Origin of the sequence: Streptomyces olivochromogenes (genome assembly GCF_021538895.1) — a bacterium.
Classification (GTDB): domain Bacteria; phylum Actinomycetota; class Actinomycetes; order Streptomycetales; family Streptomycetaceae; genus Streptomyces; species Streptomyces olivochromogenes_A.
Window position 1 is genome coordinate 1 of record NZ_JADDRL010000051.1, and the last position, 25133, is coordinate 25133.

21 protein-coding genes are annotated in these 25133 nt (G+C 70.8%); 14 read left to right on the plus strand and 7 right to left on the minus strand.

The features are described from left to right. Together IPZ69_RS24825 and IPZ69_RS24830 are read right to left on the minus strand one after the other, a co-directional pair. A partial coding sequence (locus IPZ69_RS24825) for an MFS transporter (protein WP_235456671.1) occupies window positions 1-315 on the minus strand: 315 nt, incomplete at its 3' end. A gap of 93 nt (window positions 316-408) precedes the next feature. Further along, window positions 409-1455 carry a S66 family peptidase gene (locus IPZ69_RS24830; RefSeq protein ID WP_235456598.1) on the minus strand — a complete coding sequence of 349 codons (1047 nt, stop codon included), beginning with the start codon at window positions 1453-1455 and terminating at the stop codon, window positions 409-411. Between the two features lie 101 nt (window positions 1456-1556). Here IPZ69_RS24830 and aroQ point away from each other — a divergent pair, with 101 nt between their 5' ends. Further along, window positions 1557-2030: a type II 3-dehydroquinate dehydratase gene (aroQ, locus tag IPZ69_RS24835; protein WP_235456601.1), complete on the plus strand. Its 474-nt coding sequence runs from the start codon at window positions 1557-1559 to the stop codon at window positions 2028-2030. A 353-nt stretch (window positions 2031-2383) separates the two neighbouring features. Here the strand turns inward: aroQ and IPZ69_RS24840 are convergent, their stop codons facing one another. Then, entirely contained in the window at window positions 2384-3040 is a 657-nt protein-coding gene (locus tag IPZ69_RS24840) for an MBL fold metallo-hydrolase (RefSeq protein ID WP_235456603.1), read from the minus strand. 90 nt (window positions 3041-3130) lie between these two features. Beyond that, window positions 3131-3820, minus strand: a complete 690-nt coding sequence (locus IPZ69_RS24845; protein WP_235456606.1) for a maleylpyruvate isomerase family mycothiol-dependent enzyme — start codon at window positions 3818-3820, stop codon at window positions 3131-3133. A 223-nt stretch (window positions 3821-4043) separates the two neighbouring features. Between IPZ69_RS24845 and uvrA the strand changes: the two genes are divergently transcribed. Continuing rightward, window positions 4044-7082: an excinuclease ABC subunit UvrA gene (gene uvrA / locus IPZ69_RS24850; RefSeq protein WP_235456608.1), complete on the plus strand. Its 3039-nt coding sequence runs from the start codon at window positions 4044-4046 to the stop codon at window positions 7080-7082. A 90-nt stretch (window positions 7083-7172) separates the two neighbouring features. Here uvrA and IPZ69_RS24855 read toward each other — a convergent pair whose 3' ends face one another. Both IPZ69_RS24855 and IPZ69_RS24860 read right to left on the minus strand, forming a co-directional pair. Then, window positions 7173-8084 carry a carbohydrate kinase family protein gene (locus tag IPZ69_RS24855; RefSeq protein WP_235456609.1) on the minus strand — a complete coding sequence of 304 codons (912 nt, stop codon included), beginning with the start codon at window positions 8082-8084 and terminating at the stop codon, window positions 7173-7175. Further along, window positions 8081-9202, minus strand: coding sequence for a LacI family DNA-binding transcriptional regulator (locus IPZ69_RS24860; protein WP_235456611.1), 1122 nt, complete (start codon window positions 9200-9202; stop codon window positions 8081-8083). Before IPZ69_RS24860 ends, IPZ69_RS24855 begins: the two co-directional genes overlap by 4 nt. 184 nt (window positions 9203-9386) lie before the next feature. On the opposite strand from IPZ69_RS24860, the gene IPZ69_RS24865 reads away from it, so the two are divergent. Continuing rightward, window positions 9387-9815 (plus strand): Rieske (2Fe-2S) protein, encoded by a 429-nt coding sequence (locus IPZ69_RS24865; RefSeq protein WP_235456612.1) that lies wholly within the window; start codon window positions 9387-9389, stop codon window positions 9813-9815. A gap of 43 nt (window positions 9816-9858) precedes the next feature. Here the strand turns inward: IPZ69_RS24865 and IPZ69_RS24870 are convergent, their stop codons facing one another. Beyond that, on the minus strand, window positions 9859-10806 hold the full coding sequence (locus IPZ69_RS24870; protein ID WP_235456614.1) for a hypothetical protein: 948 nt from the start codon (window positions 10804-10806) through the stop codon (window positions 9859-9861). A 303-nt stretch (window positions 10807-11109) separates the two neighbouring features. On the opposite strand from IPZ69_RS24870, the gene uvrC reads away from it, so the two are divergent. The 11 genes from uvrC (at window position 11110) to IPZ69_RS24925 (ending at window position 25081) form a co-directional block, all read left to right on the plus strand. Continuing rightward, window positions 11110-13245: an excinuclease ABC subunit UvrC gene (uvrC, locus tag IPZ69_RS24875; RefSeq protein WP_235456615.1), complete on the plus strand. Its 2136-nt coding sequence runs from the start codon at window positions 11110-11112 to the stop codon at window positions 13243-13245. Then, entirely contained in the window at window positions 13242-14243 is a 1002-nt protein-coding gene (gene rapZ / locus IPZ69_RS24880; protein ID WP_235456618.1) for an RNase adapter RapZ, read from the plus strand. Before uvrC ends, rapZ begins: the two co-directional genes overlap by 4 nt. Further along, complete coding sequence (locus IPZ69_RS24885) at window positions 14240-15334, plus strand: gluconeogenesis factor YvcK family protein (protein ID WP_235456620.1); 1095 nt, start codon at window positions 14240-14242, stop codon at window positions 15332-15334. The genes rapZ and IPZ69_RS24885 overlap by 4 nt, the downstream gene beginning before the upstream one ends. Next, complete coding sequence (gene whiA / locus IPZ69_RS24890; protein WP_030642347.1) at window positions 15325-16314, plus strand: DNA-binding protein WhiA; 990 nt, start codon at window positions 15325-15327, stop codon at window positions 16312-16314. The genes IPZ69_RS24885 and whiA overlap by 10 nt, the downstream gene beginning before the upstream one ends. Before the next feature lie 149 nt (window positions 16315-16463). Beyond that, the gene (locus IPZ69_RS24895) at window positions 16464-19418 is read left to right on the plus strand and encodes a M14 family metallopeptidase (RefSeq protein ID WP_235456621.1); all 2955 of its coding nucleotides are present in this window, start codon (window positions 16464-16466) and stop codon (window positions 19416-19418) included. A gap of 251 nt (window positions 19419-19669) precedes the next feature. Then, window positions 19670-20677: a type I glyceraldehyde-3-phosphate dehydrogenase gene (gap, locus tag IPZ69_RS24900; protein WP_235456622.1), complete on the plus strand. Its 1008-nt coding sequence runs from the start codon at window positions 19670-19672 to the stop codon at window positions 20675-20677. 144 nt (window positions 20678-20821) lie between these two features. Then, a complete protein-coding gene (locus tag IPZ69_RS24905; protein ID WP_235456623.1) occupies window positions 20822-22033 on the plus strand; it encodes a phosphoglycerate kinase in 1212 nt (403 codons plus the stop codon). 5 nt (window positions 22034-22038) lie between these two features. After that, window positions 22039-22815 (plus strand): triose-phosphate isomerase, encoded by a 777-nt coding sequence (gene tpiA, locus IPZ69_RS24910; protein WP_235456624.1) that lies wholly within the window; start codon window positions 22039-22041, stop codon window positions 22813-22815. 98 nt (window positions 22816-22913) lie between these two features. Beyond that, window positions 22914-23150 (plus strand): preprotein translocase subunit SecG, encoded by a 237-nt coding sequence (secG, locus tag IPZ69_RS24915; protein ID WP_235456625.1) that lies wholly within the window; start codon window positions 22914-22916, stop codon window positions 23148-23150. 205 nt (window positions 23151-23355) lie between these two features. Next, the gene (locus IPZ69_RS24920) at window positions 23356-23691 is read left to right on the plus strand and encodes an RNA polymerase-binding protein RbpA (protein WP_003976875.1); all 336 of its coding nucleotides are present in this window, start codon (window positions 23356-23358) and stop codon (window positions 23689-23691) included. A 145-nt stretch (window positions 23692-23836) separates the two neighbouring features. Then, the gene (locus IPZ69_RS24925; RefSeq protein ID WP_374293833.1) at window positions 23837-25081 is read left to right on the plus strand and encodes an MFS transporter; all 1245 of its coding nucleotides are present in this window, start codon (window positions 23837-23839) and stop codon (window positions 25079-25081) included. Window positions 25082-25133: the final 52 nt, after the last annotated feature.

Here is a 25133-nt window from a genome sequence, read left to right on the forward strand (position 1 = left end):
AGCGCTCACGCCGATCGCGCCGTACGACGGCACGCAGCCCACCGCGACCGTCGAGGCGCCGGTGAGCAGCAGCGAGGCGACGAGGACCGGCCGCCGCCCGCGCCGGTCCCCGATGTGCCCGAACAGCACCGACCCCAGGGGCCGGGCCACGAACCCCACGCCGAAGGTCGCGAAGGCCGCCAGCGTCCCGGCCACCGGCGAGAACGTCGGGAAGAACAGCGGCCCCAGGACGAGGGCCGCCGCTGTCCCGTAGACGAAGAAGTCGTAGAACTCGATCGCGGTCCCGGCGAGCGAAGCCGCCGCGAGCCGCAGCATGGAGGGTGCCCTTACGGTGCGTACATCGTGCATGTCGCGTCAACTACCCAGCGTCACCGTGGGTTACGGGGGCGCACGGTGGTGAGGCGATCTTCAGTAGGTGACGGTGATGCGCCGGGCCGGGCCGTCGACGCGGATCGTGCCGCCGTACGGGAGAACGAGTTGGGGATCGGTGTGGCCGAAGTCCACATCGAAGACGGCTGGCATGTCGGGGGCGTACGTCTTCAGCGCGCACTGCACGGCCTCGCGCTGTTCGGCGGCGTAACGCGCCGCCTCCTCGGGGCTGTTGGGCTGTTCGAAGGACCAGGTCTTGGCGCGGGCCATCAGCAATGCGGAGAACCGCTCCAGCAGGCCGCGCTCGCCGAGGTTCCGCAGGGTCCGGAAGACCTCCGCGCCGCTCGGCAGTTCCTCCGAGGTCTCCAGGAACAGGACGCCGCCGTCGTACTCGTCGAGGTCGTGCGCGATCTCGCGGTCGGCCATCAGCAACCACCCGAGGATCTCCAGGTTTCCGCCCCAGCCGCGGCCCTCGACCACCCGGTCCGCGTTCAGCCAGGTCCATCCGGTGCCGGGCCGGGTCTCGGGTTCCGCGTCGAAGGTCGCCGGGTCGGCCCAGTCGCGGTTGACGTCGTTCCAGCGCTCGGCCGGCCGGAGTTCGTACGCGCCGGAGGTGAACAGGGCCGCCCTGATCGACTCGGCGGTGTGCGGGTTCAGGGCGCCGGGGCGGCCCAGCTCGCACATCACCGTCGCTCCGTGGTAGCCGACGATCCCGGTGTTGCGCAGGAACATGAGCAGGTTCGTGTTGTCGCTCATTCCGAAGAACGGCTTCGGGTTCGCCCGGATCAACTCCCGGTCCAGCAGCGGCAGCACCGTGATCTGGTCGTCGCCACCGATCGTGGCGATGACCGCCTTGATCTCCGGGTCGGCGAACGCCGCGTGGATGTCGTCGGCGCGCTCCTGCGGTGTCGCGCCCATCTTCCGGGTCGTCGGATACTCGACCGGTTCCAGTCCGTACTCCTCGCGCAGCCGCCGCAGGCCCAGTTCGTGGGGGCGCGGGAAGAGCCCGGGCAGGCCGGACGAGGGCGAGATGACGGCGATGCGGTCGCCGGGCGCGGGCTTGGGAGGGTACGAAGGCAGGGTCATGGCCGGAGCGTAGGGCCCCTCGCTCGGCCGCCGCACCGTGATAAACCGGGTCTGAGCAGCGGTCCCGTACCGACCGCGCACCCGAACGGACCGGAGGAACCGTGCCCCGCACCCTGGCCAACGCCCCGATCATGATCCTCAACGGGCCCAACCTGAACCTGCTCGGCCAGCGCCAGCCGGAGATCTACGGCAAGGACACGCTCACCGACGTCGAGGTGCTGTGTGCCGCGGCGGCGGCCGTGCACGGGGGCACGGTGGACTTCCGGCAGTCCAACCACGAGGGCGAGTTGGTGGACTGGATCCACGAGGCGCGGCTCGGCCACTGCGGGATCATCATCAACCCCGGTGCCTACTCGCACACGTCGGTCGCGATTCTGGACGCGCTCAACGCCTGCGACGGGATGCCGGTGCTGGAGGTCCACATCTCCAACATCCACCGGCGTGAGTCGTTCCGGCACCACTCGTACGTCTCCCTGCGCGCCGACGGCGTCATCGCGGGGTGCGGCGTGCAGGGGTACGTGTTCGCCGTGGAGCGGGTCGCGGCGCTCGTGGGGGCCGCGCAGGCCGACGCCTAGGGTTGCGCGGACGACCGGGCTTGCGCCTGGGCCGCCGGCCGAGGGCGGGGATCGGAAGGCCGGCGGCCCCTACCGCTCAGGAGCCGTCATCCTGCGCGGGGCTGCTTCCAGTTGACTGCGCACGGACGGGCCAGGGGAGCGCGCACGGACCACCGGCGCGTGTGAACGATTCACACGGGGCGCGCACAACGAGCCCACGCGGGGCGTGTGTTCAGAGTGCGCGCCGGGCAGGCGCGCACTGCACCCGCGCGCGAGCCGACTGCGCCGGCTCACTGCCCGCGCGCGGGTCTCCCACGTCTGCCGACCACGCGCGCCCCGTTGACCATGCGTGCCCGTTCAGTACGCGCGCCCGCTCACCACCCGCGCGCGTGCCACTCCGGCAGGTGCGGTCGCTCCGCGCCCAGCGTGGTGTCGTTGCCGTGGCCCGGGTAGACCCAGGTCTCGTCCGGCAGCGCCTCGAAGATCTTCGTCTCGACGTCGTGGATCAGGCTGGCGAACGCCTTCGGGTCCTTGCGCGTGTTGCCCACGCCACCGGGGAACAGGCAGTCCCCGGTGAAGACGTGCGGGTGGCCGTGCGGGTCGTCGTAGACCAGCGCGATGGACCCCGGCGTGTGCCCGACGAGATGGCGCGCGGTGAGCTCGACGCGCCCCACCCGGATGACGTCCCCGTCGTCGACGAGGACGTCGGTCGGCACCGGGATGCCGGGGGCGTCGTCCCGGCCCGCGTACGTCCGGGCACCCGTGGCCGCCACGACCTCGGCGAGCGCCTGCCAGTGGTCACCGTGCTGGTGCGTGGTGACGACGGACGCGATGCCGTCGTCACCGATCATGCCCAGCAGTGCCCGCGCCTCGTTGGCGGCGTCGATCAGAAGTTGTTCGTCCGTGGCCCGGCAGCGCAGCAGATAGGCGTTGTTGTCCATCGGACCGACCGCGATCTTGGTGATCATCAGGTCCTTCAGCTCGTGCACGTCCGCCGGTCCGCCGACCGTCACTTCGCCGCTGTACGTCATGACGATCAGCCTATAGCGGGGGAGCGACCCAGGTGCTGTACCCGTGCTGCACAGGCACTGCAGGCGTACTGCACGAGCACTGGCGGCGCGCTAGAGCGGAGGCAGCGCCGGCAGCGCACCGCCCTTCACCGTCAGCCCGGACCCGTCGCGACGCCCGGAGAGCCAGCCGAGCAGCTCGGTGGCCGGCCCCTCGATCGCGACCGGGTCGCCCCCGGCACCGCCGCCGGTGGTCCAGATCCGGCCGTCCTCGCTGGTCAGGCTGGTCGAGGGCACGGTCTCGTGCCCGCCGAAGCGTTCCGTGAGGAAGTCGATCTCCCGTTCCACGAACTCCGCAGGAAGATCCTCCAGCTCGTAGCCGATGCCGAGGTCCACGTGGTGCAGATCGACCTCGACCCAGCGCCGGAACGGCACCCGGGACGCCGAGTCGGTGACCCCGTTGCGCAGCTCCACCGTGCGCGACCAGTCCGCCGGCGCGGCCCCGGTCTCCTGGAAGCTGGCGGCGGTCTCGCGCAGGTCGGCGAGCTGGACGTCGAGGGGGCGCGGGGCGTCCCGCTCGATGTCGGCGTCCCGGGCCTGTGCGGACGCGTACATCGGACGCCCCTGGAGCACGTTCACGAGCGCGTCCGCGTTGCGGGCGAGGTGGGCGAGGATGTGGCCGCGGGTCCAGCCGGGCAACCGTGACGGCTCGGCGACGGAGGCGTTGTCCAAAGTGGCGGCTGCGGTCAGCAGGCGTTCGGTCGCGTCGCGTACAGACGCCAGGTCACGCGCGTGATCAATCATGAGGCCGACCCTAGCTCCGCCACTCCTTCGGGTGAAGGTGGTGGACCGCCACCGCAAATCGAATGCGCGTGCTATATGGTCGAGGGTGGCGTCGGGCATGCTGGATGGCCGGGGATTGTTGTGGAACCTGGAATCCGACCGGCGTTGTCAGTGGCTCCCCCTAGTCTGAAGACGCACGGGGGCCCCGCCCCTGTCACTTCTCTCAAGAAAGGTGCGGACCGGCGTGGCCGACCGTCTCATCGTCCGTGGCGCGCGCGAGCACAACCTCAAGAATGTCTCGCTCGACCTGCCGCGCGACTCGCTCATCGTCTTCACGGGCCTGTCTGGGTCGGGCAAGTCCTCGCTGGCCTTCGACACGATCTTCGCCGAGGGGCAGCGGCGCTACGTGGAGTCGCTCTCCTCGTACGCCCGCCAGTTCCTCGGCCAGATGGACAAGCCGGACGTCGACTTCATCGAGGGCCTGTCGCCCGCGGTGTCCATCGACCAGAAGTCGACCTCGCGCAACCCGCGCTCGACGGTCGGCACGATCACCGAGGTCTACGACTACCTGCGTCTGCTCTTCGCGCGCATCGGCAAGCCGCACTGTCCCGAGTGCGGCCGCCCGATCTCGCGCCAGTCGCCGCAGGCCATCGTCGACAAGGTCCTGGAGCTGCCGGAGGGGAGCCGCTTCCAGGTGCTGTCGCCGCTGGTGCGCGAGCGCAAGGGCGAGTTCGTCGACCTGTTCGCGGACCTCCAGACCAAGGGCTACAGCCGCGCGCGGGTGGACGGCCAGACGATCCAGCTCTCCGAGCCGCCCACGCTCAAGAAGCAGGAGAAGCACACCATCGAGGTGGTCGTGGACCGCCTGACGGTGAAGGACTCCGCCAAGCGCCGCCTCACCGACTCCGTGGAGACCGCGCTCGGCCTGTCCGGCGGCATGGTCGTGCTCGACTTCGTCGACCTCCCCGAGGACGACCCCGAGCGCGAGCGCATGTACTCGGAGCACCTGTACTGCCCGTACGACGACCTCTCCTTCGAGGAGCTGGAGCCCCGCTCCTTCTCCTTCAACTCGCCCTTCGGCGCCTGCCCCGAGTGCACCGGCATCGGCACGCGCATGGAGGTCGACCCGGAGCTGATCGTCCCGGACGAGGACAAGTCCCTCGACGAGGGCGCCATCCACCCCTGGTCGCACGGGCACACCAAGGACTACTTCGGCCGCCTGATCGGCGCCCTCGCGGACGCGCTGGGCTTCCGGACCGACATCCCCTTCGCCGGTCTGCCGCAGCGCGCCAAGAAGGCGCTCCTCCACGGCCACAAGACGCAGATCGAGGTCCGCTACCGCAACCGGTACGGACGCGAGCGCGTGTACACCACCCCCTTCGAGGGCGCCGTCCACTTCGTCAAGCGCCGGCACAGCGAGGCCGAGAGCGACGCCAGCCGTGAGCGCTTCGAGGGCTACATGCGCGAGGTGCCCTGCCCCACCTGTGAGGGCACGCGCCTGAAGCCGATCGTCCTCGCGGTCACGATCATGGAGAAGTCGATCGCCGAGGTCTCCGCGATGTCGATCAGCGACTGCGCGGACTTCCTTGGCGAGCTGAAGCTCAACGCCCGCGACAAGAAGATCGCCGAGCGGGTGCTGAAGGAGGTCAACGAGCGGCTGCGGTTCCTGGTCGACGTCGGCCTGGACTACCTCTCGCTGAACCGAGCGGCCGGCACGCTCTCCGGCGGTGAGGCCCAGCGCATCCGCCTGGCCACCCAGATCGGTTCCGGCCTCGTCGGCGTCCTGTACGTCCTTGACGAGCCGTCCATCGGCCTGCACCAGCGTGACAACCACCGGCTGATCGAGACCCTGGTCCGGCTCCGCGACATGGGCAACACGCTCATCGTCGTCGAGCACGACGAGGACACCATCAAGGTCGCCGACTGGGTCGTCGACATCGGCCCCGGCGCGGGCGAGCACGGCGGCAAGGTCGTGCACAGCGGCTCCCTCAAGGAACTGCTGACCAACGCCGAGTCGCAGACCGGTCAGTATCTGTCCGGCAAGAAGTCGATCCCGCTGCCCGACATCCGGCGCCCGCAGGACCCCTCCCGTCGCCTCACGGTGCACGGCGCCCGTGAGAACAACCTGCAGGACATCGACGTGTCCTTCCCGCTGGGCGTCTTCACGGCCGTCACGGGTGTCTCCGGCTCCGGCAAGTCGACGCTGGTCAACGACATCCTGTACACGCACCTGGCCCGCGAGCTGAACGGCGCGCGCAACGTCCCCGGGCGGCACACGCGCGTGGACGGCGACGACCTCGTCGACAAGGTCGTGCACGTCGACCAGTCGCCCATCGGCCGCACCCCGCGGTCCAACCCGGCGACGTACACCGGCGTCTTCGACCACATCCGCAAGCTGTTCGCCGAGACGACCGAGGCGAAGGTCCGCGGCTACCTGCCCGGCCGCTTCTCCTTCAACGTCAAGGGCGGCCGCTGCGAGAACTGCGCGGGCGACGGCACCATCAAGATCGAGATGAACTTCCTCCCGGACGTCTACGTCCCGTGCGAGGTCTGCCACGGAGCCCGGTACAACCGGGAGACGCTGGAGGTCCACTACAAGGGCAAGTCCGTCTCCGAGGTCCTGAACATGCCGATCGAGGAGGCGACCGAGTTCTTCGAGGCCGTCCCGTCGATCGCCCGCCACCTGAACACGCTGAAGGACGTCGGCCTCGGCTACGTCCGCCTCGGCCAGTCCGCGACCACCCTGTCCGGCGGTGAGGCACAGCGCGTCAAGCTCGCCAGCGAGCTGCAGAAGCGCTCCACCGGACGCACGGTCTACGTCCTGGACGAGCCGACCACCGGTCTGCACTTCGAGGACATCAGCAAGCTGCTGAAGGTCCTCGCCGGCCTCGTCGACAAGGGCAACACGGTCATCGTCATCGAGCACAACCTCGACGTGATCAAGACCGCCGACTGGGTCGTCGACATGGGGCCGGAGGGCGGCGCCGGCGGCGGACTCGTCGTCGCGGAGGGCACGCCCGAGGAGGTCGCCGCGGTACCGGCCAGCCACACCGGCAAGTTCCTGCGCGAGATCCTCGGCGCCGACCGGATCAGCGACGCGGCCTCGGTGAAGGCCCCACGCAAGGCGGCGGCCAAGAAGACGGTCGCGGCCGGTTCGACGGCGCGGAAGACGGCCACGGCCCGGACGACCAAGGCCGCCAACAACACGGCGACCTCGAAGGCCGCCGGGGCGACCAAGAAGGCGGCACCCGCGAAGAAGACGACGCGGGCCCGCAAGGCGTGAGCCCAGCGACGCGCACGCCCTGACGCGTCCCGGAAGAACGAAGAGAACGGCGCCCCGCGGCAACTGTCCGCGGGGCGCCGTGCGTTTCGGTTAGAACTCCCCGAGTTCGGCGGCGAACGGCGGCTCCGCCCCCGCCCGCGAGCAGGTGATCGCCGCCGCGCGGGCCGCGAACCGCAGCAGCCGGGTCCAGCCGTCGGCGCCCAGCCCCGCGAGCGCCTCGGGGGAGAGGGCGTCCTGGGCGGACAGACCGTGCAGCAGGGCCGCGTTCACCGTGTCGCCGGCCCCGATCGTGTCCACGACCTCGACCTTCTCGCCCGGCACGGAGTGCTCCACGCCGTCCCGGGTGAAGACGGTGAGGCCGTCGCCGCCCCGAGTGATCACCACGGCCGAGGGACCCGCGGCCAGCCACTCGCGCGGGGTGCCGCCCAGCCACTCGGCGTCCTCCGCGGAGAGCTTCAGCAGCGTCACCGAGGGCAGCCAGCCCTTGAAGCGCTCCCGGTAGGCGTCCGCGTCGGGAATGAGGCCCGCCCGGATGTTGGGGTCGAGCGCGGTGAACAGGCCTTGGCCGGCGGCGCTCCGCATCAGCTCCTCATAGGCGCTCGCTCCCGGTTCCAGGACGAGCGAGCAGGTGCCGAAGGACACCGCGCGCGCCGTGGCGGGGAGGACGGCGGGGGCCGCGAACAGGCGGTCGGCGGTGCCCTCGACGTAGAAGGAGTAGGCGGCCGAGCCGTTCCCGTCGACGGTGGCGACGGCGAGGGTGGTCGGTTCGGTGCCCCGCTGGACACCCGAGACGTCGACGCCCGCCCCGCGCAGCCCGTCGAGCAGGGCCTCGCCGAAGGCGTCGTGGGACGTGCGGGAGCAGAAGGCGGTGGGGGAGCCGAGGCGGCCGAGGGCCAGGGCCGTGTTGTACGGTCCGCCGCCGAGCGCCGGTTTCAGGCCGGCGAGGGCACCCGTGCCCTGCGGTACCAGGTCGATCAGTGCCTCACCGGCGACGACGATCACGAGACGGTTCCTTTCCTGGGCTGTTCGGGTCGGTCGAGCTGCTCGCGCCCCGCGGACGCCGTGTGCCGATCAGGGCAGCCGCACGAGGTCCGGTGGACGAAGGCGCAGGGGAGCCGCACGGTCCGGGCGGGCGCGTCCGGCGCGGCCAGACGGTCGAGCAGCACCCGCACGGCCTGCGCGCCGATCTCCTTGCTGGGCTGGGCGATCGCGGTGAGCCGGGGCGAGAACAGGTCCGCCCAGGCGAAGTCGTCGAAGCAGCACAGGGCGATGTCGTCCGGCACGGACAGTCCTCGCTCGCGCAAGGCCCTCAGGGCGCCGATGGTCATCGCGTTGTTGGCGGTGATGAGCGCCGTCGGCGGAGTGGCCAGGGACAGCAGGGCCGCCGTGGCCTGCTCGGCGCCGGCCGACGCGGAGTTGCCGGGGACGACGAGGCGTTCGTCGTACGGCAGCCCGGACGCGGCGAGGCCGTGCCGGTAGCCGGTGATCCTTTCGCCGGTGGTGCTCAGCCCGGGCAGGCCGGCGACCAGGCCGATCCTGCGGTGGCCGAGGCCGGAGAGGTGGGTGACGAGCTGGGCCATCGGTTCGGTGCTCTCGGCGCACACCTGGTCGAAGCGCGCTCCGCCGTCGACGCCCACGTCGACGCCCACGTCGCCGCCGGCGTCGGCGTGGGCGTCGACCACCCGGTCCAGGAACACGGTCGGCACGCAGTGGCGGCCCAGGTAGGCGAGGAGCCCGCGCGGGTCCGCGGACGGGGCGACGATCATGCCGTCCACGCGTCGCTCGTGGAGCAGCTGGACGACCTTGCGTTCGTGCTCGGGGTCGTCGTGCGGGTCGGCGATGAGCAGGCTGTAGCCCTCCTCCAGGGCACCGGCCTCGACACCTTGGAGGATCTCCGTGAAGTACGGGTTGCTGATCGCCGACACCGCGAGCCCGATGGAGCGGGTGCGGGAGGTCACCAGGGAGCGGGCCAGGGTGTTGGGCGTGTAGCCCAGTTCGTCGATCGCGTCGAGCACCGCCTGGCGGGTGCGGGGCAGCACCGGGCGCGTGCCGTTCAGTACGTGGGAGACGGTCGCCACGGAGACTCCGGCGCTCCGTGCGACGTCGGCCATGGTGGGCATCGCGTTGTCTCCCTGCGCCGCGGTGGGGGCCTTCTGGCCGGGACGGTATCCCATCCAGCGTCTGACGTAAACGCTTGCGCAAACGTTTACGAGTCATCCAGCCCTCGTCCCCACCCGGCGCCCGGCGGGCGGACCGCCCCCGGGTATCGTCGGCCTGCACCGCCCCCGACCAGTGGAGACCCTGATGCCCGGCCGATCCCCCGCGAGCCGTCGTACCGTCCTGCGCGGAGCCGCCGTGACTCCACTCGCCGGACTCGGCCTGACCGCCTGCGCGGGAGTGGGAGGCGGCGTCACGGCCGACGCCACGCCGACCGGGCCGGTCGAGCTCGGGGCCGAGAGCGAGGTCACGAAGGGCGGCGCCAAGCTGTACCGGGACCACAACGTGGTGGTCAGCCGGGACGGCAACGGCACCCTCAAGGCGTACAGCACGATCTGCACGCACGCGGGATGCGCCATCAACAAGCTCGAGGGCACGAAGCTGATCTGTCCGTGCCACGGGAGCGAGTTCGACGCCGTGACCGGAAAGGTGGTCCAGGCCCCGGCCACCGAGCCGCTGAACGAGCTGTCGGTCAAGGCCGCGAACGGGAAGCTCGTGGCGGGCCCGGGCGCCTGATCCCCTCACCCGGAGCCGTCGACGGCACCGCGCGTCGGAGCGGTCACTCCCAGTCCCAGCCGATCCCCACGAGGCCGGGCCGGACCCGCGGCTCGACCAGGTGGACCGAGCGGTGCACCCCGCTCAGCGGCAGCTCCTGCCGGCCGCTGCGCGGGGCCGCCGCCGAGTGCTGGGCGAACCGGTGGCAGCGCGCCGGCAGCGCGGCGGGGTCGAAGCGCACCTGGAGCGCGTACTGGCCGCCGGGAAAGCCGAAGCCGTGGACGTACTCGCGCGAGATCCCGGCCGTGCCGTCCTCGACGCCGTACCGGAAGAGGAAGGTGTCGCCGGACCGCAGCCGGGTGCCGAAGAGCAACTCGGTGACGAGGACGCCCGTGTCCCGGTCCAGGCGGACGCGTCCCGTGCGGCAGTTCTCCAGGGCGTGCACCCGCATCCGCTCCGGCGCGCAGCCCGGGTCGCCGTGGTGGACGGCCACGAACCGGTCGACGCCGTCCCGGTGGGCCCGCACGATGTGGTGCGACTCGCGTCCGGCCAGCTCACGGCGGCCTCCGATGCGCACCCGCTCGTGGTGCCCGAGGGTGTGCAGGCCCCCGTCGAGGGACCAGCCGAGGTCGGCCAGGAGCCGGTCCAGGACGCCGGAGGCCTCGATCAGGGAGCGGTACGAGCGGACGGCAGGGCGCCGGGCGGCCGTGTGCTCGTCGGCCTCGGCGAGCAGCCGTATCAGCGACTCGTCCGGCAGCTGCAGGATCTCCTCCAGGGCCCGTACGGCCCGGAGCGACTCCGGGCGCTGCGGGCGCCGGGCGCCCTGCTGCCAGTAGCTCAGGCTGGTGACGCCCACCCGGACCCCGTACCGCGACAGATGGTGCTGCACCCGCTGGAGCGGCAGTCCGCGGGCGGCGATCGCGGCGCGCAGCGCTATGTGGAAGGGGCCGCCCCGCAGGGCCGTGTCCAGTTCCGCGGTGGCGACGTCAGCGTGCTGTGTGGCGTGCCGCATGCCGAGGGGCCTCTCTGTGAAGGTTCACTACGGTTGGTCAGACCGTTCGCGTGGTGCTTCGGGGCCACCCCGTCGGCGCCGGGGCGTCTGCGCAGCCGTACGCCGTATCCGGACGCCGTCGTTCACGGCCCGAGTTCCCCCGCATTGAAGCGTGTTGACCAAGCCCCGACAACACCTCGTGCCCAAGGGGGCCGCGCACCTGGCTGAGCCGTGACCCCTTCATGCGGGGCCGCCCGCGCCCGGCTGTCCGGCGTTGTCCACAGGCCCGCCGGAGTGTCACCGCTCGCCAGTAGGGTGTGAGACATGGCCGACCCCTCCAGCTACCGCCCCAGGCCGGGAGAGATTCCGGACTCTCCCGGGGTCTACAGGTTCCGCGACGAGCACCGCCGGGTGATCTACGTCGGAAAGGCGAAGAGCCTGCGCCAGCGCCTGGCGAACTACTTCCAGGACCTGGCGAGCCTGCACCCGCGCACCCGGACGATGGTCACCACCGCCGCGTCCGTCGAGTGGACCGTCGTGTCCACGGAGGTCGAGGCGCTGCAGCTGGAGTACTCCTGGATCAAGGAATTCGACCCCCGGTTCAACGTCAAGTACCGCGACGACAAGAGCTACCCCTACCTCGCGGTGACGATGAACGAGGAGTTCCCGCGCGTACAGGTGATGCGCGGTCACAAGAAGAAGGGCGTCCGGTATTTCGGCCCGTACGGGCACGCGTGGGCGATCCGGGACACGGTCGACCTGCTGCTGCGCGTCTTTCCCGTGCGCACCTGCTCGGCGGGTGTCTTCAAGAACGCCGCCCGCACCGGCCGCCCCTGCCTGCTCGGCTACATCGGCAAGTGCTCCGCGCCCTGCGTGGGCCGGATCTCCGCCGAGGAACACCGCGAACTCGCCGAGGAGTTCAGCGACTTCATGGCCGGGCGCACGGGCACGTACCTCCGCCGTCTCGAAAGGCAGATGACGGAGGCGGCCGACGAGATGGAGTACGAGCGGGCCGCCCGCCTGCGCGACGACATCGGGGCCCTGAAGAAGGCCATGGAGAAGAGCGCGGTCGTGCTCGCCGACGCGACCGACGCCGACCTGATCGCGGTCGCCGAGGACGAGCTGGAGGCGGCCGTCCAGATCTTCCACGTGCGCGGCGGACGGGTGCGCGGTCAGCGCGGCTGGGTGACCGACAAGGTCGAGGAGGTCACCACGGCCGCCCTCGTCGAGCACGCCCTCCAGCAGCTGTACGGCGAGGAGACCGGGGACGCCGTCCCCAAGGAGGTCCTGGTCCCGGCCCTGCCCGACCCGGTGGAGCCGGTGCAGGAGTGGCTGACCGGCCGGCGCGGCTCGAACGTGTCGCTGCGCATCCCGCAGCGCGGCGACAAGCGGGCCCTGATGGAGACCGTCGAGCGCAACGCCCAGCAGTCCCTCGTCCTGCACAAGACCAAGCGCGCCTCCGACCTCACCACGCGCTCGCGCGCCCTGGAGGAGATCGCCGAGGCCCTGGACCTGGACAGCGCCCCGCTGCGGATCGAGTGCTACGACATCTCGCATCTCCAGGGCGACGACGTCGTGGCCTCCATGGTCGTCTTCGAGGACGGGCTGCAGCGCAAGAGCGAGTACCGCCGCTTCCAGATCAAGGGCTTCGAGGGGCAGGACGACGTCCGCTCCATGCACGAGGTGATTACCCGCCGCTTCCGGCGCTACCTCGCCGAGAAGGAGCGGACCGGCGAGTGGGCGGACGAGACCGGCTCGGCCAACGGTCTCCAGGACGGTGACGGCTCGGCCGACGGTCTCCAAGCCGGTGAAGGCTCGACGAACGTCCTCCAGGACGGCGACGGCTCGACCAACGGCCTCAAGGACGACGACGGCCGTCCCCGGAAGTTCGCCTACCCGCCCCAGCTCGTCGTCGTCGACGGCGGACAGCCGCAGGTCGCCGCTGCTCAGCGCGCCCTGGACGATCTCGGCATCGACGACATCGCTGTCTGCGGCCTCGCCAAGCGCCTGGAGGAGGTCTGGCTGCCGCGGGAGGACGACCCGGTGGTGCTGCCGCGCACCAGCGAGGGCCTGTATCTGCTGCAGCGCGTGCGCGACGAGGCCCACCGGTTCGCGATCACGTACCAGCGCACCAAGCGGGCCAAGCGCTTCCGGGCCGGTCCCCTGGACGACGTGCCGGGCCTCGGCGAGACACGCAAACAGGCGTTGATCAAGCACTTCGGCTCGGTGAAGAAGCTGCGGTCCGCGACAATCGACCAGATCCAGGAGGTGCCCGGGATAGGCCGCAAGACGGCCGAGACCATCGCCGCGGCCCTCGCCCAGGCGGCTCCGGCCGCGCCCGCCGTGAACACGGCGACTGGAGAGATCATGGATGACGAGGAACCCGATACGACGGCGGGTTCCTCGGGGGAGCCCGTGACCGCGGGCACCCGGGACGAACGACGGGGGCAGGAGACATGACCGAGCACGACGCACAGCCCACAGCCGAGCGAGATCAGGCGCCCAGGGAAACGGGAGAGGACCAGCCGCAGCAGGCGGTTCAGGAAAACGGAGAACAGGTGAGTACGGACACCACCGCGGCCGGGGTCCCCGAGGCGGCCATCCCCGAGTTGGTGATCATCTCCGGCATGTCCGGAGCCGGCCGGTCGACGGCGGCCAAGTGTCTGGAGGACCTCGGCTGGTTCGTCGTCGACAACCTGCCGCCCGCCCTGATCCCCACCATGGTGGAGCTCGGCGCCCGCTCCCAGGGCAACGTGGCGCGGATCGCGGTCGTCGTCGACGTACGCGGCCGCCGCTTCTTCGACAACCTGCGCGAATCCCTCGCGGACCTGGCGGCGAAGAGCGTCACGCGCCGCATCGTCTTCCTGGAGTCCTCCGACGAGGCCCTGGTGAGACGCTTCGAGTCGGTGCGCCGCCCGCACCCCCTCCAGGGCGACGGCCGCATCGTGGACGGCATCGCCGCCGAGCGCGAGCTGCTGCGCGAGCTGCGCGGCGACGCCGACCTGGTGATCGACACCTCCAGCCTCAACGTGCACGAGCTGCGGGCCAAGATGGACGCCCAGTTCGCCGGCGAGGAGGAGCCGGAGCTGCGGGCCACCGTGATGTCCTTCGGGTTCAAGTACGGCCTGCCGGTCGACGCCGACCTGGTCGCCGACATGCGGTTCCTGCCGAACCCGCACTGGGTCCCGGAGCTGCGCCCGTACAGCGGCCTCAACGAGGAGGTCGCCGCCTACGTCTTCAACCAGCCCGGAGCCAAGGAGTTCCTCGACCGGTACGCCGAGCTGCTGCGGCTGATCGCGGCCGGCTACCGGCGCGAGGGCAAGCGCTATGTGACCATCGCCATCGGCTGTACCGGCGGCAAGCACCGCTCGGTCGCCATGTCGGAGAAGCTCGCCGCGCGGCTCGCGGCCGAGGGCGTGGAGACGGTGGTCGTGCACCGGGACATGGGACGGGAATGACGCAACGCACTCCGCGGCTGGGCAGGCTGCGCCGGATGGTCCCCGAGGCACGCCCGGTCCGCACCGGGTCCGAGACCCGGACGGCCCGCCCGGCCGAGCGCCGCGGCGGCCGGGCACGCCGCCGTGGCGCCCAGCCCAAGGTGGTCGCCCTGGGCGGCGGCATGGGCCTGTCCGCTTCGCTCGCCGCGCTGCGCCGGATCACCGGCGACCTCACCGCCGTCGTCACCGTGGCCGACGACGGCGGCTCCAGCGGGCGCCTGCGCGACGAGCTGGGCGTGCTGCCGCCCGGCGACCTGCGCAAGGCGCTGGCCGCGCTGTGCGGAGACGACGACTGGGGCCAGACCTGGGCCCGGGTCATCCAGCACCGCTTCCACTCCAAGGGCGACCTGCACGACCACGCGGTCGGCAACCTGCTGATCGTCGCCCTGTGGGAGCAGCTCGGCGACCATGTGCAGGCCCTCGACCTGGTCGGCAAGCTGCTCGGCGCGCACGGGCGCGTGCTGCCCATGTCCGCCGTGCCGCTGGAGCTCCAGGCCCTGGTCAAGGGGCACGACCCGGAGCGGCCGGAGGAGGTGGACACCGTCCGTGGGCAGGCCACCGTCGCCCTGACCCCCGGCGAGGTGCAGTCCGTGCACCTGGTGCCGCACGACCCGCCCGCGGTCCCCGAGGCCGTCGCCGCGGTCCTGGACGCCGACTGGGTGGTCCTCGGCCCCGGTTCCTGGTTCTCCTCGGTCATCCCGCACCTGCTCGTGCCCGAGCTCCTGGACGCGCTCACGGAGACCAAGGCGCGCCGGGTGCTCTCGCTGAACCTCGCCCCGCAGCCCGGAGAAACCGAGGGCTTCTCCCCGCAGCGTCATTTGGAGGTTTTGGGGCGACACGCCCCTAAACTCGCCCTGGACGTGGTGCTGGCCGACGAGGCCGCGGTGCCCGACCGCGACTCGCTCACCGAGGCCGCCAAGCGGCTCGGAGCCGCGGTCGAGCTGGCGCCGGTGGCCCGGACCGACGGAAGCCCCCGGCACGACCCGGAGCTGCTGGCCGCCGCGTACGACCGTATTTTTCGGATGCATGGAAGGATCGGCCCATGGCGATGACGGCAGCGGTGAAGGACGAGATCTCCCGGCTCCCCGTCACCCGGACCTGCTGCAGGAAGGCGGAGGTTTCCGCCATCCTGCGGTTCGCCGGCGGCCTTCACCTGGTGAGCGGGCGCATCGTGATCGAGGCGGAGCTGGACACCGCGATGGCGGCCCGGCGGCTCAAGCGGGACATCCTGGAGATCTTCGGGCACAGTTCCGAGCTGATCGTGATGGCGCCCGGCGGGCTGCGCCGCGGCTCGCGCTACGTGGTGCGCGTGGTGGCGGGCGGCGACCAGCTGGCCCGCCAGACGGGTCTCGTCGACGGCCGCGGCCGGCCGATCCGGGGCCTGCCCCCGCAGGTGGTCTCCGGGGCCACCTGCGACGCGGAGGCGGCCTGGCGCGGGGCGTTCCTGGCGCACGGCTCGCTCACGGAGCCCGGCCGCTCCTCCTCCCTGGAGGTGACCTGCCCCGGTCCCGAGGCCGCGCTCGCGCTGGTCGGCGCCGCCCGCCGGCTGTCGATCGCGGCGAAGGCCCGCGAGGTGCGCGGAGTGGACCGGGTCGTCGTCCGTGACGGTGACGCGATCGGCGCCCTGCTGACCCGCCTCGGCGCGCACGAGTCCGTGCTCGCCTGGGAGGAGCGCCGGATGCGCCGCGAGGTCCGCGCCACGGCCAACCGGCTCGCCAACTTCGACGACGCCAACCTGCGCCGCTCCGCGCGCGCGGCGGTCGCCGCCGGTGCCCGTGTGCAGCGCGCCCTGGAGATCCTCGGCGACGAGGTCCCCGAGCACCTCGCGGCCGCCGGCCGGCTGCGCATGGAGCACAAGCAGGCCTCCCTGGAGGAACTGGGCGCCCTCGCCGACCCGCCGCTGACCAAGGACGCCGTGGCGGGCCGGATCCGCCGACTGCTCGCGATGGCCGACAAGCGTGCCTCCGACCTGGGTATCCCGGGCACGGAGGCCAACCTCTCCGAGGAGCTCGCCGACAACCTGGCGGGGTGAACGAAGCAGGACAACTGGCCGGTGCCGACGCCCGTTTGGGTGTCGGCACCGGCGTTTGTGTGTCTTTGAGGCGCTCTTGACTCGATCATGGACTGACATGAGCCTGGCAACCTGTTCGCCGCCGTGGCGGACCACCGCTAGGGGGGTTCATGAGACACAGAGCGAGATCGATCCTCGCTGTCGGCGCGCTCCTGCTCGGCGGAGCGAGCCTTGCGCCCATAGCCCAGGCGCAGAGCGGAAGTTCCTCCCCGTCCGACCCCGACGAGGTCAAGGTCTTCCGCGCCGAAGTCACCCAGAAGCAGATACCCCTGCTGCTCCAGGCGGGCCAGGACGGCCACGAGTTGGACGCACGGCCGGCCGGGAACGGCCGGAGCGCCGTCGAGGTCTACCTCACCGACCAACAGGCCGGGAAACTGCGGAAGCAGGGCGTCGACCTCACCGAACACACGCTCTCGGCCAAGGCCGAGGCGCGCGTCGAGGACGCCGCCCAGGGCGTGTTCCGCCCGTACAGCGCAAGCGGCGGTCTGGAGCAGGAGATCGTCGGCACCGGTCGGGCCCACCCGGATCTCACCAAGGTCGAGTCCATCGGCAAGACCGTCGACGGCCAGGACATCCTCGCGCTCAAACTGACCCGGAACGCGAAGAAGTCGAAGGACGGCTCGAAGCCCTCCGTGCTGTACATGTCCAACCAGCACGCCCGTGAGTGGATCACGCCGGAGATGACCCGGCGTCTGATGCACTACTACCTGGACAACTACAAGACGGACAAGCGGATCAAGAAGATCGTCGACTCGACCGAGCTGTGGTTCGTCCTCTCGGCCAACCCCGACGGCTACGACTACACCTTCCAGAACTCCGACACCCGCCTGTGGCGCAAGAACCTCAGGGACGTCAACGGCGACGGTGTCATCTCCACCGGCGACGGCGTCGACCTCAACCGCAACTTCGCCTACAAGTGGGGCTACGACGACGAGGGTTCGTCCCCCAACCCGACCAGCCAGACCTACCGGGGCGCGAGCCCCGGGTCCGAGCCGGAGACCCGGGCGCTGGACGCCTTCGAGAAGCGCGTCGGCTTCACGTACGGCATCAACTACCACTCGGCCGCCGAACTGCTCCTCTACGGCGTCGGCTGGCAGGTGGCCACCCCGACGCCGGACGACGTCCTGTACAAGGCGCTCGCCGGCACCCCCGAGCACTCCGCGGTCCCGGGCTACCACCCGCAGGTCTCCTCGGAGCTGTACACCACCAACGGCGAGGCGGACGGCCACGCGTCCAACGTCAACGGCATGTCGATGTTCACCCCCGAGATGTCGACCTGTCAGACCGCCTCGAACCTCGACCCGAACGACGCCTGGAAGGCCTCCGACTGCCAGTCGGTCTTCAACTTCCCCGACGACGAGAAGCTGATCCAGCAGGAGTTCCAGAAGAACGTCCCGTTCGCGCTCTCCGTCGCCGAGACCGCCGCCCACCCCGACCGGCCGGTCTCCTCGGTCGGCCTGAGCGCCGCCGACTTCACCCCGGCGACGTTCTCCACGTCGTACGCCCGCGGCGCCGACCAGCAGGTCTCGGTCGTCGTACGGAAGTCCGTGCGCGACAAGGAGCTCAAGTACCGCGTCAACGGCGGCCGTACGCAGGACCGGGCGCTGCGGCCCTGGAAGGGCGGCGAGACCTACGGCGGCGACGACAACCTCTACTTCGACGAGTACCGGGCCAAGGTCCAGGACGGTGCGCCGGGCGACAAGGTCGAGGTGTGGTTCACCGGCCGGGCCACAGGCGGCAAGAAGGTCTCCAGCGCGCACTTCACCTACACCGTCGCCGAACGGCCGCGCGCGGACACCCTCGTCGTCGCCGAGGAGGGCGCGGCCGCCACACAGGCCCAGAAGTACGTGGACGCGCTGAAGGCGAACGGCCGCAGGGCGATCGTCTGGGACGTCGCCACCCAGGGCGCGCCCGACGCGCTCGCCGTGCTCAAGTACTTCAGGACCGTCGTGCACTACTCGGGCGCGACCGGCCCCGGCAACGACACCCAGCTCCAGCTGCGCGCCTACCTGAACGAGGGCGGCAGGCTGATCGAGGCCGGCGAACTGGCCGGTGGCAGCGTGAAACTCGCCGACGGCACCCCGTCGGACGACTTCAGCCAGTACTACCTGGGCGCCTACTCGCGCACCTCGACCCCCGGAGCCACCGGCTTCACCGGCTCCGGCAACCTCGGCGGCTTCACCGGCGCCCTCGGCGACGCTCCCGGCAACGCGCTCGACAAGGCAGGGACCTACGGCGTCACCTCCGACGAGCTGTCCGTGGCCAAGTACCCGCAGTTCGCCAGCGCGGGGGCGGGCCAGTTCGCCGGAACCGTCAACCCGTACGGACCGTTCGCGGGCTCGGCCATGGCCGCCGCGGTCCACACCGACGACGCCTACAAGCGCCTCACCCGCACCATCGACCTGACCGGCGTCGGCGCCGCCGACAAGCCGACCCTCAGCACCCGGCTGCTGTGGGACACCGAACCCGGCTACGACCACGCCGTGATCGAGGCGCACACCGTCGGCGCCCACGACTGGACGACCCTCCCGGAGACGGGCGGCGCCACCAGCACCGCCGTCCCGGCGGAGTGCGGGGCCGGATTCCTGATCGGCGAGCACCCGTGGCTCAAGCACTATCTGACGCTCGCGGACAACGCCTGCGCGGCGACCGGGACCACCGGTTCCTGGAACAGCCTCACCGGCAGCTCCAGCGGCTGGCAGCAGGTCGGCTTCGACCTGAGCGCCTACGCGGGCACGTCCGTCCAGGTCTCGATCAGCTACATCACCGACCCCGGCAGCGGCGGCCACGGCGTCCTCGCCGACGACGCCTCGCTCGTGGTCGGCGGCACGGCGAAGGAGACCGAGGGCTTCGAGTCGTCACTGGGTCCCTGGAGCGTGGCCGGACCGCCCGCCGGCAGCCCGGCGGTCCTGAAGGACTGGACCCGCACCGGAGTCCTGTTCAAGACGTACGGAGCGGTCACCACGAAGGACACCGTGCTGCTGGGCTTCGGTCTGGAGCAGGTCCCCGCGGCGGCCGACCGGACGGCCCTGGTCAAGAAGGCGCTGGCGTCACTCGACAAGTGAGCCGACCCGCTCACGAACGAGTGACAACACCGCCGCGAGGCACCGTCATTTCCTGACATGGCGGGGCGATCAACCCCCCGAAGAATGGCGGTCCGTACCCCTACTGACGGGTACGGACCGCCCTGCCGCGTATGAGGCATCTGGATGTCACCTCGGGAGCCTCAGAGAGGTAGGGTCGGGGGTGGTCGGGGACATCCCAAATACAGCTCGCCGGCACCGCATGGCCGGCGTACCAACGAGGAGATCGGTTCGTGACGATCCGCGTAGGCATCAACGGCTTCGGTCGTATCGGTCGCAATTACTTCCGCGCGCTGCTGGAGCAGGGCGCAGACATCGAGATCGTGGCTGTCAACGACCTGGGTGACACCGCGACCACCGCGCACCTGCTGAAGTACGACACCATCCTGGGTCGCCTGAAGCAGGAGGTGACCCACACCGCCGACACGATCACCGTGGACGGCCACACCATCAAGGTCCTCTCCGAGCGCAACCCCGCCGACATTCCGTGGGGCGAGCTGGGCGTCGACATCGTCATCGAGTCGACCGGCATCTTCACCAAGAAGGAAGACGCCGCGAAGCACATCGCCGGTGGCGCAAAGAAGGTCCTCATCTCGGCTCCGGCCTCCGGCGAGGACATCACCATCGTGATGGGCGTCAACCAGGACAAGTACGACCCGGCGAACCACCACGTCATCTCCAACGCCTCCTGTACCACCAACTGCGTGGCGCCGATGGCGAAGGTCCTCGACGAGAACTTCGGCATCGTCAAGGGTCTGATGACCACGGTGCACGCGTACACCAACGACCAGCGCATCCTGGACTTCCCGCACAAGGACCTGCGCCGCGCCCGTGCCGCCGCGGAGAACATCATCCCGACCACGACGGGTGCCGCCAAGGCCACCGCCCTGGTCCTCCCGCAGCTCAAGGGCAAGCTGGACGGCATCGCCATGCGCGTCCCGGTCCCCACCGGCTCGGTCACCGACCTCGTCCTGGAGCTGGGCCGCGAGGTCACCAAGGAAGAGATCAACGCCGCCTTCCAGAAGGCCGCCGAGGGCGAGCTCAAGGGCATCCTCGAGTACACCGAGGACCCGATCGTCTCCTCCGACATCGTCAACGCCCCGGCGTCCTGCACCTTCGACTCCTCCCTGACCATGGTTCAGGAGGGCAAGAACGTGAAGGTCATCGGCTGGTACGACAACGAGTGGGGCTACTCCAACCGCCTCGTCGACCTGACGGTCTTCGTCGGCAACCAGCTCTGATCGGCAGAGCAGGCACCTGATGTGCAGCAGGGCTCGGGCAGCGCACCGTCGCGCTGCCCGAGCCCTGACGCACGTGCGGATCGACCCTCTATGTACGGTCGATCAGCCCTCGTACGATCAAGAGCCCTCCTCAGGAGTCCCCTCATGAAGACCATCGACGAACTTCTCGCGGAAGGCGTGGACGGCAAGCGGGTCTTCGTCCGCGCCGACCTCAACGTGCCGCTCGCCGACGGCGTCATCACCGACGACGGCCGCATCCGCGCCGTCCTGCCCACCGTCAAGGCCCTCGCCGAGGCGGGCGCCAGGGTGGTCGTCGCCTCGCACCTGGGCCGCCCCAAGGGCGCTCCGGACCTCGCCTTCTCGCTGCTGCCCGCCGCCGAGCGGCTCGGTGAACTCCTCGGCGCCCCGGTCGCCTTCGCCCAGGACACCGTCGGCCCCGCCGCCCACGACGCCGTGAACGGTCTTCAGCCCGGCCAGGTCGCGGTCATCGAGAACCTGCGCTTCAACGCCGGCGAGACCGCCAAGGACGACACCGAGCGCGGCGAGTTCGCCGACCGGCTGGCCGCCCTCGCGGACGTCTACGTCGGCGACGGCTTCGGCGCGGTCCACCGCAAGCACGCCTCCGTGTACGACCTCCCGGCCCGCCTGCCGCATTACGCCGGCTACCTCATCGCCACCGAGGTCGGCGTCCTGAAGAAGCTCACCCAGGACGTCAAGCGCCCCTACGTCGTCGCCCTCGGCGGCGCCAAGGTCTCCGACAAGCTCGCCGTCATCGACGAGCTGCTCGGCAAGGCCGACCGCCTCCTCATCGGCGGCGGCATGGCCTACACCTTCCTCAAGGCCAAGGGCTACGAGGTCGGCATCTCCCTCCTCCAGGAGGACCAGGTCCCGACCGTCACCGAGTACATGGAGCGCGCGCAGAAGCAGGGCGTCGAGCTGCTTCTCCCCGTGGACGTCGTGGTCGCCCGGGAGTTCCCGGACCTGAAGGCCAAGGCTCCCACCGAGCACACCGTGGTCGACGCGGACAAGATCCCCGCCGACCAGGAGGGCCTGGACATCGGCCCGAAGACTCGCGAGCTGTACGCCGCGAAGCTCGCCGACGCCGAGACCGTTTTCTGGAACGGTCCCATGGGCGTCTTCGAGCACCCCGACTACGCCGAGGGCACCAGGGCGGTCGCCCAGGCTCTCGTCGAAGCGGACGGTTTCTCCGTCGTCGGCGGCGGTGACTCCGCCGCTGCCGTGCGTACGCTCGGCTTCGACGAGAACGCGTTCGGTCACATCTCGACCGGTGGCGGCGCCTCCCTCGAATACCTCGAGGGCAAGACGCTCCCCGGCCTCGCCGCACTGGAGGACTGACCTCGATGAGCACGCGCACGCCGATCATGGCGGGCAACTGGAAGATGAACCTCAACCACCTGGAGGCCATCGCCCACGTCCAGAAGCTCGCCTTCGCCCTGGCCGACAAGGACTACGAGGCCGTCGAGGTCGCCGTCCTGCCGCCCTTCACCGACCTGCGCTCGGTGCAGACCCTGGTCGACGGGGACAAGCTCAAGATCAAGTACGGCGCCCAGGACCTCTCGGCGCACGACTCGGGCGCCTACACCGGCGAGATCTCGGGCCCCATGCTGGCCAAGCTGAAGTGCACGTACGTGGTCATCGGCCACTCCGAGCGCCGCCAGTACCACAACGAGACCGACGAGCTCGTGAACGCCAAGGTCAAGGCCGCCTTCAAGCACGGCCTGACCCCGATCCTGTGCGTCGGCGAGGAACTGCACGTCCGCGAGGCCGGCGACCACGTCACGCACACGCTCGCCCAGGTCGAGGGCGGTCTGAAGGACGTCACGGCCGAGCAGGCCGAGATCGTCGTGATCGCCTACGAGCCCGTCTGGGCCATCGGCACCGGCAAGGTCTGCGGTGCCGCGGACGCCCAGGAGGTCTGCGCCGCCATCCGTGGCAAGATCGCCGAGCTGTACACGCAGGACGTGGCCGACAAGGTCCGCGTCCAGTACGGCGGCTCCGTGAAGTCCGGGAACGTCGCCGAGATCATGGCCCAGGCCGACATCGACGGCGCTCTGGTGGGCGGTGCCTCGCTGGACGCGGACGAGTTCGTCAAGATCGTCCGCTTCCGCGACCAGTGAGTATGCGGTAGCGGGGATCCGTCGTACCCTTGCGGGGGCATGGTGGTACGCCACCGTGTCCCCGTCGTCCATCCGAATCCGAGGAAGTTGGTCCAGCCGTGGTTTTGGGGTTCTCGATCGCCCTGATCGTCTTCAGCCTGCTGCTGATGCTGCTGGTGCTGATGCACAAGGGGAAGGGCGGCGGCCTCTCCGACATGTTCGGTGGCGGCATGCAGTCGTCCGTCGGCGGCTCCTCCGTCGCCGAGCGCAACCTCGACCGCATCACGCTGGTGGTCGGCCTGCTGTGGTTCGCGTGCATCGTCGTCCTCGGCCTGCTGATGAAGACGAGCAGCTGATCACGTCCCGTACGCACATTCCGTACGTAAGGCCCCATGTTCGGTACGCGCACCTGAGCGCGGCCTATCATGGGGCTTGCGTCTAGGTGTGAGGGTTGTAACTCCAATCACTGGACGCGCGTTGGGCCTTACGTAGACTGAGGCGCTCGCAGCGGAGCGAAACGCCGACTCGCTTCGCGGCACCATCACGCAGGGAGTTACGACCGTGGCAAGTGGCAACGCGATCCGAGGAAGCCGGGTCGGGGCGGGGCCGATGGGCGAGGCCGAGCGCGGCGAGTCCGCGCCGCGTCTGCGCATCTCCTTCTGGTGCTCCAACGGGCATGAGACGCAGCCTAGCTTCGCCAGCGACGCGCAGGTTCCCGAGACCTGGGACTGCCCGCGCTGCGGCTTCCCGGCCGGACAGGACCGGGACAACCCGCCGGACCCGCCGCGCACCGAGCCGTACAAGACGCACCTCGCGTACGTACGGGAGCGGCGCAGCGACGCGGACGGCGAGGCGATCCTCGCCGAGGCGCTCGCCAAACTGCGGGGCGAAATCTAGAAGTTGTGACCGGCCGGGCGCCCGAGGGCGTCTGGCCGGAGCTGTTTCGCGCGGTCACCGACGCCCCGTTGTCAGTGGCGCCCTTTACGGTGTGTGCATCGACGCATCGTGAGGGGGACGCGTGACGGCGGTGGAGACGACAGGCGTGGGCACACCCACCTGGCGCGGGGGATTCGGGCGGTTGTGGACCGCCGCCGTGGTCTCCCGGTTCGGAGACGCCCTGCGTACGTCGGCCCTGCCCCTGCTCGCCGTACGCCTGACCGACGAGCCCCTCGTCATCGCCTCCGTGACCGCGTGCGGGTATCTCCCGTGGCTGCTGTTCGGGCTGCTCGGCGGCGCCCTGGCGGACCGCGTGGACCAGCAGCGGGCGATGTGGGCCGTGGACACCGTGCGGGGCCTGCTCGTCGCCGCGTTCGCGCTGGCGGTGGGCCTCGGACACGCCTCCGTGCCCCTGCTGCTCGCCCTCGCGTTCTCGCTGACCACCCTGCAGACGCTCTTCGACAACGCCGCCACGGCCCTGCTGCCCGCCCTGGTGCCGCGCGAGGCCCTGGGCGGCGCCAACGCCCGTCTGATGACCGGTCAGCAGCTCGCCGGCGGCCTGCTGGCGGTCCCGTTCGTACCGCTGCTGCTGACGGCCGGGGCCTTCGTGCCGTTCGCGGCGGACGCGGGCACCTATCTGGCCGCGGCGGCCCTCGTGGCGTCCCTGCGGATACGACCGCCCGAGCGGGAGCCGCGCCCGGCCGGCAGCACCCTGCGCGCGGAGATCGGCGCGGGGCTGCGCGCCCTGTGGCACGACGGCGTGCTGCGCGCGGTCTGCACGGCCACCCTGCTGTGCAACATCGGCATGGGCGCCCTGATCGCCACGCTCGTGCTGCACGTGACCCGCTGGCTGCACGCGGGCACCGCCGGGTACGCGGCCGCGATGACGGCGTACTCGGTGGGCAGCCTCGTCGGCGGCTTCCTGGCGCAGCGGATCGCGCGCCGCACCGGGCGGGCGCGGGCCCTGCTGGTCGCCGGCGGCGTCCAGACGGCGTCCCTGCTGCTCATCGGTTCCGTACGGCAGCTGCCGGCGCTCGTCGCGGGCATGCTGCTGCTCGGCGCGATGAACATGGTGTGGAACGTCAACCAGGTCACGCTGATGCAGCAGCGCGGCCCGGAGTCCATGGTGGGCCGCATCGCCTCCGCCTTCCGCACCGCCTCGACGTCCGGCGCCCCGCTCGGCGCCCTCCTCGGCGGAGTCGTGGCCCGGGCGTACGGACTGAACGGCCCGGCCCTGCTCGCGGCCGCCCTCTTCGGGCTGGCCGTCATCTCGTTGATACCGGCCCGCAAGCCGGACGTACCTGTTGTTGCGCCGCGGGACCGGGCGGCGACAGGCGATGCCCCACGCTGATCAATTAGGTTGGGACCGGCAGCGGGGCAAGGTACGCAGCAGGACAGGTGTA

Coding starts and splice junctions, on each gene's coding strand:
- IPZ69_RS24830 (WP_235456598.1), bottom strand. CDS start 1,455: ATGACCCTGCCTTCGTACCCTCCCAAGCCCGCGCCCGGCGACCGCATC.
- IPZ69_RS24840 (WP_235456603.1), bottom strand. CDS start 3,040: ATGACGTACAGCGGCGAAGTGACGGTCGGCGGACCGGCGGACGTGCAC.
- IPZ69_RS24845 (WP_235456606.1), bottom strand. CDS start 3,820: ATGATTGATCACGCGCGTGACCTGGCGTCTGTACGCGACGCGACCGAA.
- IPZ69_RS24860 (WP_235456611.1), bottom strand. CDS start 9,202: ATGCCCACCATGGCCGACGTCGCACGGAGCGCCGGAGTCTCCGTGGCG.
- IPZ69_RS24865 (WP_235456612.1), top strand. CDS start 9,387: ATGCCCGGCCGATCCCCCGCGAGCCGTCGTACCGTCCTGCGCGGAGCC.
- IPZ69_RS24870 (WP_235456614.1), bottom strand. CDS start 10,806: ATGCGGCACGCCACACAGCACGCTGACGTCGCCACCGCGGAACTGGAC.
- uvrC (WP_235456615.1), top strand. CDS start 11,110: ATGGCCGACCCCTCCAGCTACCGCCCCAGGCCGGGAGAGATTCCGGAC.
- rapZ (WP_235456618.1), top strand. CDS start 13,242: ATGACCGAGCACGACGCACAGCCCACAGCCGAGCGAGATCAGGCGCCC.
- IPZ69_RS24885 (WP_235456620.1), top strand. CDS start 14,240: ATGACGCAACGCACTCCGCGGCTGGGCAGGCTGCGCCGGATGGTCCCC.
- whiA (WP_030642347.1), top strand. CDS start 15,325: ATGGCGATGACGGCAGCGGTGAAGGACGAGATCTCCCGGCTCCCCGTC.
- IPZ69_RS24895 (WP_235456621.1), top strand. CDS start 16,464: ATGAGACACAGAGCGAGATCGATCCTCGCTGTCGGCGCGCTCCTGCTC.
- IPZ69_RS24905 (WP_235456623.1), top strand. CDS start 20,822: ATGAAGACCATCGACGAACTTCTCGCGGAAGGCGTGGACGGCAAGCGG.
- tpiA (WP_235456624.1), top strand. CDS start 22,039: ATGAGCACGCGCACGCCGATCATGGCGGGCAACTGGAAGATGAACCTC.